16 protein-coding genes and 1 other RNA gene are annotated in these 13,029 nt (G+C 69.6%); 9 read left to right on the top strand and 8 right to left on the bottom strand.

Annotation, left to right across the window (positions count from 1 at the left end):
• Nucleotides 1-18 precede the first annotated feature (18 nt).
• Nucleotides 19-204 (bottom strand): hypothetical protein, encoded by a 186-nt coding sequence (locus WKC72_RS17180; protein ID WP_009473817.1) that lies wholly within the window; start codon nt 202-204, stop codon nt 19-21.
• Nucleotides 205-607: 403 nt separating this feature from the next.
• On the opposite strand from WKC72_RS17180, the gene WKC72_RS17175 reads away from it, so the two are divergent.
• The 3 genes from WKC72_RS17175 to WKC72_RS17165 are packed head-to-tail and all read left to right on the top strand — an operon-like array spanning nt 608 to nt 2,119.
• The gene (locus WKC72_RS17175) at nt 608-1,057 is read left to right on the top strand and encodes a MaoC family dehydratase N-terminal domain-containing protein (RefSeq protein ID WP_370183567.1); all 450 of its coding nucleotides are present in this window, start codon (nt 608-610) and stop codon (nt 1,055-1,057) included.
• Nucleotides 1,054-1,473: a MaoC/PaaZ C-terminal domain-containing protein gene (locus WKC72_RS17170; protein ID WP_037226558.1), complete on the top strand. Its 420-nt coding sequence runs from the start codon at nt 1,054-1,056 to the stop codon at nt 1,471-1,473. Before WKC72_RS17175 ends, WKC72_RS17170 begins: the two co-directional genes overlap by 4 nt.
• Nucleotides 1,474-1,495: 22 nt before the next feature.
• A complete protein-coding gene (locus WKC72_RS17165) occupies nt 1,496-2,119 on the top strand; it encodes a LysE family translocator (protein ID WP_037226557.1) in 624 nt (207 codons plus the stop codon).
• 8 nt (nt 2,120-2,127) lie between these two features.
• Here WKC72_RS17165 and WKC72_RS17160 read toward each other — a convergent pair whose 3' ends face one another.
• Both WKC72_RS17160 and rnpB read right to left on the bottom strand, forming a co-directional pair.
• Nucleotides 2,128-2,931, bottom strand: coding sequence for an alpha/beta fold hydrolase (locus tag WKC72_RS17160; protein ID WP_370183563.1), 804 nt, complete (start codon nt 2,929-2,931; stop codon nt 2,128-2,130).
• 196 nt (nt 2,932-3,127) lie between these two features.
• Nucleotides 3,128-3,566, bottom strand: an RNA gene (rnpB, locus tag WKC72_RS17155) — RNase P RNA component class A.
• Between the two features lie 60 nt (nt 3,567-3,626).
• Here rnpB and WKC72_RS17150 point away from each other — a divergent pair.
• On the top strand, nt 3,627-4,154 hold the full coding sequence (locus WKC72_RS17150) for a DUF1697 domain-containing protein (protein ID WP_037226681.1): 528 nt from the start codon (nt 3,627-3,629) through the stop codon (nt 4,152-4,154).
• A 7-nt stretch (nt 4,155-4,161) separates the two neighbouring features.
• Nucleotides 4,162-5,412 (top strand): SLC13 family permease, encoded by a 1,251-nt coding sequence (locus WKC72_RS17145; RefSeq protein WP_370183559.1) that lies wholly within the window; start codon nt 4,162-4,164, stop codon nt 5,410-5,412.
• 7 nt (nt 5,413-5,419) lie between these two features.
• On the opposite strand, the gene WKC72_RS17140 is transcribed toward WKC72_RS17145, so the two are convergent.
• The 4 genes from WKC72_RS17140 to cobC form a co-directional block, all read right to left on the bottom strand.
• Nucleotides 5,420-6,526, bottom strand: coding sequence for a bifunctional RNase H/acid phosphatase (locus tag WKC72_RS17140; RefSeq protein ID WP_112299511.1), 1,107 nt, complete (start codon nt 6,524-6,526; stop codon nt 5,420-5,422).
• Complete coding sequence (locus WKC72_RS17135; RefSeq protein ID WP_037226550.1) at nt 6,523-7,260, bottom strand: zinc ribbon domain-containing protein; 738 nt, start codon at nt 7,258-7,260, stop codon at nt 6,523-6,525. The genes WKC72_RS17140 and WKC72_RS17135 overlap by 4 nt, the downstream gene beginning before the upstream one ends.
• Before the next feature lie 98 nt (nt 7,261-7,358).
• Nucleotides 7,359-8,498 (bottom strand): Nif3-like dinuclear metal center hexameric protein, encoded by a 1,140-nt coding sequence (locus WKC72_RS17130; protein ID WP_112299510.1) that lies wholly within the window; start codon nt 8,496-8,498, stop codon nt 7,359-7,361.
• Nucleotides 8,495-9,529 (bottom strand): Rv2231c family pyridoxal phosphate-dependent protein CobC, encoded by a 1,035-nt coding sequence (gene cobC / locus WKC72_RS17125; RefSeq protein WP_112299509.1) that lies wholly within the window; start codon nt 9,527-9,529, stop codon nt 8,495-8,497. Before cobC ends, WKC72_RS17130 begins: the two co-directional genes overlap by 4 nt.
• Nucleotides 9,530-9,558: 29 nt before the next feature.
• On the opposite strand from cobC, the gene WKC72_RS17120 reads away from it, so the two are divergent.
• The 3 genes from WKC72_RS17120 to WKC72_RS17110 are packed head-to-tail and all read left to right on the top strand — an operon-like array spanning nt 9,559 to nt 11,633.
• Nucleotides 9,559-10,260, top strand: coding sequence for an HAD-IA family hydrolase (locus WKC72_RS17120; protein WP_370183554.1), 702 nt, complete (start codon nt 9,559-9,561; stop codon nt 10,258-10,260).
• A complete protein-coding gene (locus WKC72_RS17115) occupies nt 10,247-10,720 on the top strand; it encodes a low molecular weight protein-tyrosine-phosphatase (RefSeq protein ID WP_112299508.1) in 474 nt (157 codons plus the stop codon). Before WKC72_RS17120 ends, WKC72_RS17115 begins: the two co-directional genes overlap by 14 nt.
• Nucleotides 10,721-10,763: 43 nt before the next feature.
• Entirely contained in the window at nt 10,764-11,633 is an 870-nt protein-coding gene (locus WKC72_RS17110) for an SURF1 family protein (protein ID WP_174233790.1), read from the top strand.
• Here WKC72_RS17110 and WKC72_RS17105 read toward each other — a convergent pair.
• Nucleotides 11,574-12,557, bottom strand: a complete 984-nt coding sequence (locus WKC72_RS17105) for a cobalamin biosynthesis protein (protein WP_112299506.1) — start codon at nt 12,555-12,557, stop codon at nt 11,574-11,576. The two genes, WKC72_RS17110 and WKC72_RS17105, sit on opposite strands and share 60 nt — an antisense overlap.
• A 49-nt stretch (nt 12,558-12,606) precedes the next feature.
• On the opposite strand from WKC72_RS17105, the gene WKC72_RS17100 reads away from it, so the two are divergent.
• Entirely contained in the window at nt 12,607-12,969 is a 363-nt protein-coding gene (locus tag WKC72_RS17100) for a DUF5655 domain-containing protein (protein ID WP_112299505.1), read from the top strand.
• Nucleotides 12,970-13,029 lie beyond the last annotated feature (60 nt).

Raw genomic sequence — 13,029 nt, 5'->3', positions numbered from 1 at the left:
CACACCCTCTCCGCAACGCTAGTTGTTCCACTCCTCATCTGCCCGGTCCGCCGCCTTGTTCCGCTCCGCGGCGATCTGCAGCGCCTTCTCGGCGGACGCGCGGTCGGGGTACGGCCCCATCCGGGACATCGACGATGCCGCCTTCCCCTGCGTGACCGTGCCGTCATCGACGTTGTAGTACCAGAGATGATCTTCGTCAGTCATTCCCTCAGTGTGGCACCGGTGGGACGTGTGGGGTTGTGGATCACGCTCAGACTGTTACCCTCGGAGACCTGTCCGGTGATACGGTCCCCGGCGCCGGTCAGTGCGGTGCCGATGGCTCGCCTTCCCGGCGCAGTGCCCGAACAGAGAATGGAGCGAGCATGTCAACGATCATTTTTGATCAGCTACTTCCCTACCTCGGTGCCGAAGGCGCCACCTACTGGGCCCAACTGCTGATGGTCGATCCCGTCTGACGGCTATCGATCAGTCGATACCTCGAAGCCCCCGCCGGACGTGTCCGGCGGGGGCTTTGCTGTGAAGGGGCAGGCACGCCCGCGACACATTCGTGACGTTTGTCCGAACGCTTCGCCCTGCCCCCGGGACTGGACGTCTCTAGGCTGACCTGATGGCAGTGAATCCAGCGATCGAGGGTCGTGTCTACCCACCGACCGAGCCCTACCTCGTCGGCCGCGAGAAGATCAGGGAATTCGCCCGTGCCGTCTTCGCCACCAACCCGACGTCGTTCGACGTCGACAGCGCCCGCGCCGCCGGTCACGCCGATCTCGTTGCCCCGCCCACGTTTCCCGTCATCGTGCAGGAACGTGCACTGGCGCAGCTCGTCGCGGATCCGACGTCGGGAATCGAGCCCGTCAACCTCGTGCACAGCACCGAACACGCCACGTCCGTCCGCCCGGTCGTCGCGGGCGACGAACTCTCCGCCGTGCTCACCGTCACGAACGTGACGCCACGCGGTCCGCACACACTGCTCGTCGCCGACATCGAGATCCTCGACGCCACAGGCGATCACGTGAGCACGATGACGTCGACACTGTTCGTCAGGGGGGACGAGGAATGACCGCCCCGCAACGAATCCTGCTCGGCGACACCGTCGCAAAGGCTCGATACCACGTGACCCGCGAATCCCTGGTCCGCTATGCCGGGGCGTCCGGTGACTTCAACTCCATCCACTACCGGGACGACGTCGCGGATGCCGTGGGCCTGCCCGGCGTGCTCGCGCACGGCATGCTGACGCTGGGACTGGCGACACAGTGCGTCGTCGACTGGCTCGGCGACCCGGCACGGGTCACCGGATACCGCGCCCGCTTCACCAAGCCGGTGATCGTCGCCCCGGACGAGGGCGCGGTCGTCGAGGTCGTCGCGAAAGCCGCGCACGTCGACGAGGCCGAGGGCACCGCGAGGATCGACCTGACGGTGACGTTCGACGGGCACACGGTGCTCGGCAAGTCCCAGGTCTGGATTTCACTGCGCTGAGCGCACCCGACATACTGGGCCGGTGATCGGTGTCGTGGTGACCGCGTTCGCGGTGCTCGGGCTCCTGACCGTCATTCCCGGCCCGGACATGGCGGTGGTGACCCGCGCCGGCCTGTGCGGTGGACGCGGCGCCGCGCTGCGGGCGACGTTCGGTGTGGTCGCCGGGTTGATGGTGTGGGGCGCGCTGACCGTCGTCGGGCTCGGCGCGGTGCTCGCCGCCTCGGCGGAGGCGTACACCGTCGTGAAGGTCGTCGGCGGGCTGTACCTGGTGTATCTGGGGCTCTCCACCCTGTGGCGCAGCCGGTCGCGGAAACGCGCCGCCGCGGCCGCACCTGCGCCCGTTCCATCGCCGGGATCGAGTTGGCGGGCCGGGTTCCTGACGAATCTCCTGAACCCCAAGATCGCGGTGTTCTACACCGGCCTGCTCCCCCAGCTCGTTCCGCCCGGGTGGCCGACCGCCCCGACCCTGGCGTTGCTCGTGCTCGTCCACGGGCTTCTCGGGATCGTCTGGCTCGGCGCGTACAGCCTCCTGCTGACCCGGGCGCGCACCACGCTGGAGAAACCGTCGGTGCGACGGGTCCTGGATCGGATCACCGGAACGGTCCTCTTCGGATTCGGCGCCGTCGTCGTCGCCGAGGCGCGGTAGGGCCGAGGTCAGTCCAGGGAGTCGCGGGAACCTGCCGAGCTGCCGCCGAGCAGAATCGTGCTGATCAGATTCGGGTCGTCGGTCATCGGGACGTGCCCGATGCCGGGCAGGACCAGTATCCGCGCCTGCGGGAAGAATCGGCGCACGCGTCGCGCCTGATACACCGGCAGAATCAGGTCCCGCCGCCCCCACGCCACCGTGACCGGAACCGTCGCGTCGACGACCGGCGGGAGGTCGAACGAGGCCGTCATCCCCTTGTCGACCAGGGCATTCGTGGTGAGCGAATGCGCGTCGATCACGGCGTCCTCGTACGGCACCCGGCTGGGCCGCGCAAAGAAGGCGGCAAGCGAGGGATAGCGGACGGCCTTGTATCGCAGCGCCTTCGGAGCGTTCGGCCCCAGCGCCCGGGCGATTCCACGCAGGACCCGGAACGTGTAGATGGTGCGGGCCTGATCGGCGTGGTTGACGAAGAAGCCGGCGGGCGACAGCGCCGTGGCCGAGGCGACCTCGCCCCGCGCCGCGAGAGCGAGGGACAGCCAGCCTCCGAGCGAGTTACCGGCGACGTGCGGCCGTTCGCCGGGCGGCGTCACCGAGCGGACGAACCCGCTCAGTTCGTCGAGGAGTTGATCCATCATGTCCGGGCCGTCTTCGAGTGCCGCCGATTCTCCGTGTCCCGGAAGGTCGACGGTGACCACCCGGCGATAGGGCGTCAACTGATCCAGCAGGGCGTTCCAGGCCTGCCGGCGATGCACCACCCCGTGCACGAGTATCAGAGTGGGGCCGGATCCGGCGATGTCGTGGGGCAAGTCCATGGACAGATGTTACCGCTATCACGAGTTACATTTACTGCTGCCGATAGAGGGGCCCCGTCGCCCACGGACGTGGGCGACGGGCCCCGGCATCGACCCCGATTCGGGTCAGTCGGGCCGTTGCGGGAAAGATGCTAACCGGTCTGTTTGTTACTCGCCAGTCAGGGTCGAGACCTCGCCGACCGGCGCGCAGGTGAGGCGGACGAGTTGGCGTGTAAGCCGGATCCTGTCCCCGAGCGCCGAAGCGCCGGGTGGCGACCATCCATCTGGGCACACCGTCGCCGGGTACCTCGAGCGGTTCACCCGCAGGCTCGGGCGAGCAGCCCTCGAACACCTGCGCAGCCGCACCGGAATCCCGGAGGATCCGGTGCGGCCTTCAACCTTGCTCCGGGCGGGGTTTACCTAGCCACCCCGGTCACCCGGGGTGCTGGTGCGCTCTTACCGCACCGTTTCACCCTGACCGACGCCTCACCCCGGAGGATGTGGCGCCGGCGGTCTGTTTTCTGTGGCACTGTCCCGCGAGTCACCTCGGGTTGCCGTTAACAACCGCCCTGCTCTGTGGAGTCCGGACTTTCCTCGACTCGGGGCCTGTGCACTGATGTGCTGGTTCCCTGTGCCGCGGTCGCCCGGCCAACTCGTCCGCCCGATCAGCCTACAGTTCGCGCGAACGTGTCATGCCGCCGCACTATGGTCTGATCATGACCCGATACGCCGCCCTCCTGCGCGGTATCAATGTGGGCGGCATCAACATCAAGATGGCCGACCTCCGCAACACCTTCGTCGACCTGGGATTCGAGAACGTGAAGACCGTTCTCGCGTCGGGCAACGTGCTCTTCGATTCCGACCGCGACGACGTCCCCGCACTGAAGAGTGAGATCGAAGCCGGGCTGCGTGCCGAATTCCACTACGAAGCCTGGGTTTTCGTCCTCGACCTCGACACGGTACGGAAGATCGTCGACGACTACCCGTTCGACCCCGAGCGAGAAGGCTGGCACCCGTACGTGCTGGTGACGCCCGAACCCGAGGTCCTGGACACACTTCTGAGCATCGGGGACGAGCTGGATCCGGACGTCGAACGGGTACAGGCCGGCGACGGCGTCCTGTACTGGGAAGTCGAACGGGGCATGACGCTGAAGAGCAGGTTCGGCAAGAGCACCGGCGCTCCCAAGCTCAAGGCGTTCACCACGACCCGGAATCTGCGCACGCTCCACAAGCTCCTGAAGTGACCCCTCGGTGACAGTTCTGGCGGTGGCGCTCGTCGCCGGAGTCCTCGTCTTCGCGGTCGTGCGTCCACGCAAGCTGCCCGAGATCGTCGCGGCCGCACCGGCCGCCGTCGTCGTCCTGGCCACCGGTCTGGTGACGCCGACGGCGGCCTGGGACGAAGTGTCCGAGATGGCCCCGACCGTCGGGTTCCTGGCGGCGATCCTCGTCCTTGCGCACCTCGCGGACGCCATGGGGGTGTTCACCTGGATCGCGGGCCGGTTGCGGCGCGGGGCGCGGGGGGATCCGAAGAGGCTGCTGACTCTCGTGTTCGGAGCTGCGGCGCTGACCACCGCGGTGCTGAGTCTCGATGCCACGGTGGTCCTGCTGACACCGGCGGTGATCGCCACGGCCCGCTCGCTGCGGATGGATCCGCGCCCCCATTCGTATGCCACCGCGCACCTGTCGAACACCGCGTCGACCCTGCTGCCCGTCTCCAATCTCACGAACCTCATCGCGTTCTCGGCGACCGGGTTGACCTTCCTGCATTTCACCGCCGTGATGGCGCTGCCGTGGGCAGTGGCGATCGTCGTCGAACTGGTCCTGTTCCGCGTGTTCTTCCGGCGTCACCTCGTCCGGCCCGAAGCCGAGCCGGAGCCGAAACACGATCCGCCGGCGCCTGCGGCCGCGCTGTCGATCATCGCGGCCACACTCCTGGGGTTCGCGGTGTCCGGCTTCGTCGGGGTCGCCCCGGCGTGGGTGGCCGCGGCGGGGGCGATCGTGCTGGGCGTCGTCGCCCTGCGCGACGGCCGGACCAGCATGGGCCGGATCGTGTACTCGATCGACGTGTGGTTCTGCGGGTTCGTCCTGATCCTCGGCGTCGTCGTGGCCGGGGTCGCGAACGGTCCGATCGGCGAATGGATCGGGACGCGGCTGCCCACCGACACGTCGTTCACGGCACTACTCACGATGGCCGTCGTCGCCGCGGTCGCCGCGAACCTGGTGAACAACCTCCCCGCCACGCTGCTCCTGCTGGCAGCGCTCGGACCGCACGCTCCGACCGGACTCGTGCTGGCGATGCTGCTCGGTGTGAACCTCGGCCCCAACCTCACGTACGTGGGGTCGCTGGCGATCATGCTGTGGCGGCGCGTGGCCGCGCGCGCCGGATCTCCCGCAGATCTCCGGACGTTCACGATTCTCGCGCTGGTGACCACGCCATTGACTCTGCTCGCCGCGGTCGGTGCCCTCTGGGCCTGTGAGTACTTGTTAACCGCCCGCGGTTAACAAGTACTCACAGGTGGGAGGTGTCGTTGACCAGGCGAACCGACGAGCCGCCGTCGGGATAGAACTCGGCGATGCTCAGCGACGCCAGATCCAGATGCAGCCGGTACAGCAGGGAGGGTCCCGCGTCGAGCGCCAACTGCAACAGGGTCTTGATGGGGGTCACGTGGGTGACCACCAGGATCGTGGAGCCGGCGTAGGAAGCAGTGAGGTCGTCGCGGACCTTGAGGATGCGCTCCCGCACCTCGTCGAAGCTCTCCCCCGCAGGCGGGCACACCGACGTGTCCGACAACCACTTGCGGTGCAGTTCGGGGTCGCGGTCGGCAGCCTCCCGGAACGTGAGGCCCTCCCACTCGCCGAAGTCGGTTTCGGTGAGGCCCTCGTGCACGGTGACCGGGAGCCCGAGGACCTTCGCCGCCGCCGTCGCGGTCTGCTGCGCGCGCCCCAACGGGGACGACACCACGGCCGCGATTCCGCTGTTGCCCGCGAAGCGGGCGGCCGCGCCGTTCGCCTGGGCCTGCCCGATCTCGGTGAGGGCGGGATTCCCTCGACCCGAGTACCGCCGGTCGACGGACAGCGCGGTCTGCCCGTGCCGGAGCAGCAGCATCCGGGTCGGGGCGCCCGTCGTGTCCATCCAGCCCGGCGCCGCGGGGGTGGTCTTCTCCGACTGGACGGCAGCCGGTTCCGGTTCGGCGTCGGAAATGCCGGCGGCGCCGTCCATGGCCTCGTTGGCGAGGCGGTCGGCGTGCGCGTTCTCCGCCCGCGGAATCCACGTGTAGGACACGCGATCGAACTGCCGGGCCAGTGTGGACGCCTGACGCTGCAGCGGAATCATGTCCGGGTGCTTCACCTTCCAGCGCCCGGACATCTGCTCGACCACCAGTTTGGAGTCCATCCGCACCTCCACCTCGGACGCGCCGAGTTCGGCGGCGGCGTCGAGACCGGCGATCAGGCCCCGGTACTCGGCGACGTTGTTCGTGGCGATCCCGAGGCTCTCCTTACGCTCCGCGAGTACGGTGCCGTGGTCGGCGTCGAACACCACGGCGCCGTAGCCGGCGGGTCCGGGATTGCCGCGCGAACCACCGTCGGCCTCGACGACGACCCGACCGGCACTCACAGACCCGACTCCTTGGTGCGCACCAGGATCGCGCCGCATTCGGAGCAGCGCGCGACGACGTCGGGTGCGCTCGCGGTGATGCGGGCGATCTCGCCGCGGTCGAGTTCGATGCGGCACGCTCCGCAGCGCCGCGCCTGCAGCAGTGCCGCACCGACACCGTTCTGGCTGCGCTGCTTCTCGTAGACGGCGATGAGATCGGCGGGGAACTGGTCGGCCAGCGCCGTGCGGTCGCGGATGCAGCGCTGCTCGGCGGCGTCCAGATCCGCGACGGCGTCGTCCCGGCGGCGGGCGGCGTCGATGAGGTCATCCTCGATCTGCGACAGCTGCGCGCCGGCGTGGTCGTGGTCGGATTGCGACGCTTCGCGCCGTTCCATCACCTCGAGCAATTCGTCCTCGAGCAGTCCCTGACGGCGGACGAGGCTGCCGAGTTCGTGTTCGAGTTCGGTGAGCTGCTTCGATCCGACCGTTCCGCTCTGGAGCAGCGTGCGGTCGCGGTCCTCGCGCTGACGGACGGCGTCGACCTCACCTTCGAGCTTGCGGATGTCGCGGTCGAGATCGTCGAGGACGATTTCGACGGCCACGGCCGCGTCCTTACGGGTGACGCGCTCCGCCTCGAGCCGCTCGACTTCCTGACGCTCGGGAAGCGCGGTGCGTCGGTGGGCGATCCTCGACAGCTCCGCATCGACGCCGGCGAGGTCGAGAAGCTTGGACTGCACCTGTGGTTCGACGTTCACGCGTGGTAACTCCTGCTGTCTTCTGTGAAGGGTTCTTGTGTGCAGATTGCTGGGTGTCAACCGTACCCCGGCGGATCACGGGTTTCGGCCGGACGGCGCTACGACGGCGACGCGCTGACCGACCACGGATCGGTCCGTACGGCCGACACCCGCACCTGCCATTCCGGCGTCCGGCCGAAAGCGGTGTCGAGGACGCCCTTGGCCTGGTCACACCACGGCTGCTCGCTCGCCCAGTGCGCGACGTCGATGAGGGCCGGGCCTCCGGCGCGCAGGTGCTCGTCCGCCGGGTGGTGTCGCAGATCGGCGGTGACGTAGGCGTCCACGCCGAGCCGTGCGACGGCGTCCAGGTAGGAGTCGCCCGAGCCGCCGCACACCGCGACGGTGCGGATCGTGGCGTCGGGGTCGCCCGCCGCGCGCACGCCCCACGTCGTGGCGGGGAGCGCGTCCGCCACCCGGCCGGTGAAGTCGCGCAGCGACAGCGGCTCGGAGAGCTCCCCGACCCGCCCGAGGCCGCGGGGTCCGGGGAACGTCGCCATCTCGAAGACGTCGAACGCGACCTCCTCGTACGGGTGGGCGGCGCGCATCGCGGCGAGCACCTTCTGCCGGATGCCGCGCGGGGCGATCACCTCCACCCGGCTCTCCTCGACACGTTCGAGCGCACCGACCGCACCGAGGGTGGGGTTCGCGCCGTCGGTCGGGAGGAACTGGCCCTGCCCGGTGACGGACCAGCTGCAGTCGCGGTAGTTGCCGATGTGACCGGCGCCCGCGTCGAACAGGGCGCGACGCACCGCGTCTGCGTCGCCTGCCGGGACCAGGACGACCCACTTGTCGAGGTTCTCGGTGGGCTGCGGGTCGATCGGCCCGGTGACGGTGAGTCCGAGCGCCGCTGCCAGGGCGTCGGACACGCCGGGGTCCGCGGAGTCGGCGTTGGTGTGTGCGGTGAACAGGGCGCATCCGGCCTTGATCAGCTTGTGGACGAGCGCACCCTTCGGTGTGTGAGCGCCGACGGTGTCGACGCCCCGCAGCAGCAGCGGGTGGTGGACGAGCAGAAGGTCGGCGCCGGCGTCGATCGCCTCGTCGACCACCGCGGCGGTCGGATCGACCGCGATCGTCACCGTCGCCACCGTGTCGTCGGGGTCGCCGCATACGAGGCCGACGGAGTCCCACGATTCGGCGAGGGCGGGCGGGTACGCCGCGTCCAGGGTCGCGATCACGTCGGCGAGACGCACCGGGTTCACAGGATCTCCTTCATCGTCTCGATCAGGACGTCGGCCTGCTCTCGGGGGCGCACCGCGACCCGGAGGAAGTCGGGACCGAGTCCGGGGAACGTGTCGCACCGCCGCACGGCGATGCCGCGCTCGCGTAGTTGCTTCCGCACGAGTTCGCCGTCCGGCAGTCGGAGCAGCAGGAACGGTGCGGCGGCGGGCTGGTGCACCGCGACGCCGATCGCGTTCAGCCGCCGGATCATGTCGGCCCGCCACGCGCCCAGCACGACGGCGTGCTCGCGGGCGGCGGCGACGGCGTCCGGTTCGCTGCATGCGGCGATCGCCTCCACCTGCAGGCTTCCCAGTGGCCAGTGCGCCCGCCCCACCTGCAGGCGTTCGAGAACCTCCGGGGAGCCGAGGGCGTACCCGCAGCGCAGTCCGGCCAGAGCCCACGTCTTGGTGAGGCTGCGCAGCACCAGCACGTCGGGCAGCGAACGACCGGCGAGCGACTCGGCCTCGCCCGGCACCGCGTCGGCGAACGCCTCGTCGACCACGACGATCCGCCCGGGCCGGCGCAGCCGCAGGATCTCCTCCGCCGAGTGCAGTACCGAGGTGGGATTGGTCGGGTTGCCGATCACCACCAGGTCGGCGGATCCGGGGACCGCAGCGGCGTCCAGAACGTACGGATCGTCGAGCAGCACCTGCGTGACGGGCACGTTCGCCTCCCGCAGCGCCCACTCCGGTTCCGTGAACGACGGATGGATCAGCGCCGCCTCCCGGACCCCGAGCCGCGGGAGCAGGGAGAAGCCCTCGGCCCCACCCGAGAGCAGCAGCACCTCGTCGGGCGAGCGGCCGTGCCGGGAGGCCACGGCGCTCCGGGCGGCGCGATCGGCAGCGACGGTGGGATAGGAGCCCAGGCGCGGCAACGCGTCCGCAAGCCGCAGTCGCAGCCATTCGGGGGGCCCGTCGCCCTGCACGTTCACTGCGAAATCGAGGAGACCGGGGCCCGCATCCACGTCTCCGTGGTGACGCAGGCTCTCCCGGCTACCGGCACGAATGTCCACAGCTGTCGAGCCTAAGGGACAATGGTCCGGTGACATCTCTCTCCACCTCCCCGTCCTCCGCCCCTTCTGCTCTGTCGGCTCCGATCGTGCTGTTCGATCTCGACGGCACCCTCACCGACTCCGCGCCCGGCATTCACGCCGGGTTCCGTCATGCGCTCGCGACGATCGGTCAGCCGGAACCGACCGACGAGATGATCGACGCCGTCATCGGCCCGCCGATGATCGACACGTTCCGGTCGATGGGGCTGGACGAAGACGTCGTGCAGCGAGCGATCGCCGCCTACTTCGAGCGCTACGACAACGTGGGGTGGGCGGAGAACGCCGTCTTCGACGGCATCGAGAAGGTGCTGATCGACGCCCGCGACCGCGGCAGGAGGCTCGCCGTCGCCACGTCGAAGTCCGAACGGTTCGCGATCCGCATCCTCGAGCACTTCGAACTGGCCCACTACTTCGAGTTCATCGGCGGCGCCAGCGACGACGGCAGTCGCCGCGCCAAGTCGGACGTGATCGCCCACTCCCTCCGGAACCTGGGAGTCACCGCCACCGAGGGCGCCACCCCCGACGTCCTGATGGTCGGCGACCGTGACCACGACGTCCTCGGTGCCGCGCACTGGGGCATCCCTGCGGTGTTCGTCGAGTGGGGTTACGGTTTCCCGGCCGAGGCCGAGCGCGCGCACACGACGGCGCAGACCGTCGCCCACCTCGGGAAGATGCTCGATGACGCGGCCTGACACCCCGTTGCACGTGACGTTCGTGTGCACCGGCAACATCTGCCGCTCCCCCATGGCCGAGAAGATCTTCGCCGAACACCTCCGCCGGGAAGCCCTCGACGACCGGGTGATGGTGAGCAGCGCCGGGACCCACGGCTGGCACGTCGGCCGCGAGGCCGACATCCGCACCAACGAGACCCTGAAGCTGAACGGGTACCCGACGGGCCACACGGCAGCGGAGGTCGGGCCGTTTCATCTCGGCGCCGATCTGGTGGTCGCTCTCGCGGCCAACCACGACCGTGAGCTTGCCCACATGGGCGTGCCCGACGAACGCCGACGGCTGCTGCGCAGCTTCGACCCGGATGCGGACACGTCGTCCGTCCCCGACCCCTTCTACGGCGACCTCGAGGACTTCGAGCGGGTCCGCCTGCAGATCGAGGCCGCGGTGCCCGGGCTGCTCGACTGGGTGCGCAGCCGGTAACCCACGATCAGGGTCCCCACCTGCGAGCGGCTACCGTGGAGGCGTGCGAAGGCTGAGATTTCTGTTGCGACCCGGCTGGTTGGTGTTGGCCTTGGTGGTCGCCGGATTCGCATTCATGTGTTTCTACGTGCTCGCTCCGTGGCAGCTCGGCAAGAACACGTCGACGGAGCACCGGAACCAGCTGATCGCCGACTCGGTCGACGCCGATCCCGTCCCGCTGGAGACGCTGCTGTCCGGCGTGGCGCCGAATCCGGACGACGAGTGGCGCCGCGTCACCGCGACGGGCTCCTACGTCCAGAACAGTGATCTGCTGGTCCGGTTGCGGTCCATCGAATCGCAGCCCGCGTACGAGGTCCTGACGCCGCTGCAACTGGCCGACGGTCGCACGATTCTGGTCAACCGCGGCTACGTCCGACCGGTCCAGGGAACCGAGCCGCCGCCGGTGGATCCGCCACCGGCCGGGCAGGTGACGCTCGACGGTCGCGTGCGCAAGTCCGAGGGCACCATCGCAGGCAAGGAGCCGATCGACGAGAACGGGCTCCGCCAGGTGTACTACATCGACGCGGGTCAGATCGGCGGTTTCATCGGCACCGATCTCGTCGACGCGTACGTGCAACTCGAACCCGATCAGCCCGGCGGGCTCGGGACCATCCCGCTCCCCCAACTCGACGCGGGCCCGTACCTGTCGTACGGCTTGCAGTGGCTGGCGTTCGGCATCATGGCCCCGCTCGGCCTGGCCTACTTCATCCGCGCGGAGTGGCGGGAACGCCGCAAGGAGAAGTCCGCGAAGACCTCCGACGACTCCGCTCCGGTGGCGCGGAAGAAGCCGTTCACCCGAAGCAAGCCGGTGGAATCAGCGCCGCGGACGGCGGCGGAAGCGAAGTTGGCCGACCGCTACGGCAAGGGCCGCTGACACCAGCGCCGCACCGACCTGCACCGCCGCGGACAGCCGCACCGCACGGTCGAGGTCGACCGGCCGGGGCGACGGCCCGGAGCCGAGGACGGGTCGCATCTCGACGCCGTGCGCGTACTCGGTGCGCCCGCCCAGCGAGATCCCGAGTGCGCCCGCCGCGCTGGCCTCCGCGACGCCGGCGTTGGGGCTGGGGTGCTGGGACGCGTCGCGCCGCCACGCCTCCCACGCCTCGTTCGGCGACCCACCCACCGTCGGTGCGGCCGCGGCGGACAGCGCACCCGTCAGGCGGGCGGGCAGCAGGTTGAGGACGTCGTCCCACCGCGCCGCTGCCCAGCCGAAGTTGCGGTACTTCGGCGAGCGGTAGCCGACCATCGCGTCCAGGGTGTTGGACGCCCGGTAGACGAACAGTCCGGGGATTCCGGCCACCGCGCCCCACACGAATGCCCCGACCGCCGAGTCGGACGTGTTCTCGGCCACCGACTCCAGCGTCGCCCGGGTGAGTCCGTCGACGCCGAGCACGCTGGGGTCGCGACCGCACAGCGACGGCAGCAGGGCGCGGGCGGCGGCGAGATCGTCCGCCTCCAGGTGTGCGGCCATGGTCGATCCGGTCCGTCCCAGCGACGTTCCGCCGAGCACGGCCCACGTCGCGGCGGCCGTTCCGGCCGCCTCGCCTGCCCATCCCCCGCGCCGCGCCACCCGCGTCGCGGCGACCCCCAGCCCTGCCGCTCCGCCGACGAGGACGGCCACGTGCAGGATCCCGGCCGACCGGGAGTCGCGGTACGTCGCCTTCTCCAATGCCATTGCCGTGCGGCCGAATCCGGCCACGGGATGCCACCGGACGGGATCGGCGAACACACGGTCGGCGGCGAAGCCGAGCAGCAGGCCGGCAGCACGCGCTGTCGCGGGACGGGAGGTTCGATGCACGCCGATATTTGTATCAACTAACGTTGCAGGCGATGTAAAGGAGCGTCCCATGAGTGCCGCGATCGACGAGTACCTGGCAGGCAAGGACCCGGACGCCACCGAGCGCCTACTGCAGTTCCGTGACCTCGTCCTCGCGTGCGGCGAGGTGGACGAGCGGGTCCACCGGACCGAGATCGCGTGGGCTCGTACCCGCGTCTTCGCTGCCGCGTTCATCTATTCGTCGCGGCTCGAGATCGCCCTCGACCTGCGCCGGCGCGTCCATCACCCGCAGCTACGCGAGGCGTTTCCCACCACGAAGACGGTGATCACGCACCGCTTGACGATCACCTCCGACGATCAGCTCGACGACACCCTCGCCGCGCTCCTCGCCGAGGCCTACGACACCGTGGGTCCGGGCACTCGCGCACGCTAGCTGGGGGCGCAATTGCGCACCGATTCGCCGGAAACCCGCGCAAGAGCGGGGTGCGTCTCA

This window comes from Rhodococcus wratislaviensis (genome assembly GCF_041228765.1).
In the GTDB taxonomy this organism is placed as follows: domain Bacteria; phylum Actinomycetota; class Actinomycetes; order Mycobacteriales; family Mycobacteriaceae; genus Rhodococcus_F; species Rhodococcus_F wratislaviensis.
This window is presented reverse-complemented; position numbering and strand designations above follow the sequence as displayed.

Bases quoted from the DNA above. Each gene is read 5' to 3' on its own strand.
- WKC72_RS17180 (WP_009473817.1), bottom strand. From the start codon at position 204: ATGACTGACGAAGATCATCTCTGGTACTACAACGTCGATGACGGCACG.
- WKC72_RS17170 (WP_037226558.1), top strand. From the start codon at position 1,054: ATGACCGCCCCGCAACGAATCCTGCTCGGCGACACCGTCGCAAAGGCT.
- WKC72_RS17100 (WP_112299505.1), top strand. From the start codon at position 12,607: ATGAGTGCCGCGATCGACGAGTACCTGGCAGGCAAGGACCCGGACGCC.
- WKC72_RS17175 (WP_370183567.1), top strand. From the start codon at position 608: ATGGCAGTGAATCCAGCGATCGAGGGTCGTGTCTACCCACCGACCGAG.
- WKC72_RS17150 (WP_037226681.1), top strand. From the start codon at position 3,627: ATGACCCGATACGCCGCCCTCCTGCGCGGTATCAATGTGGGCGGCATC.
- WKC72_RS17160 (WP_370183563.1), bottom strand. From the start codon at position 2,931: ATGGACTTGCCCCACGACATCGCCGGATCCGGCCCCACTCTGATACTC.
- WKC72_RS17115 (WP_112299508.1), top strand. From the start codon at position 10,247: ATGACGCGGCCTGACACCCCGTTGCACGTGACGTTCGTGTGCACCGGC.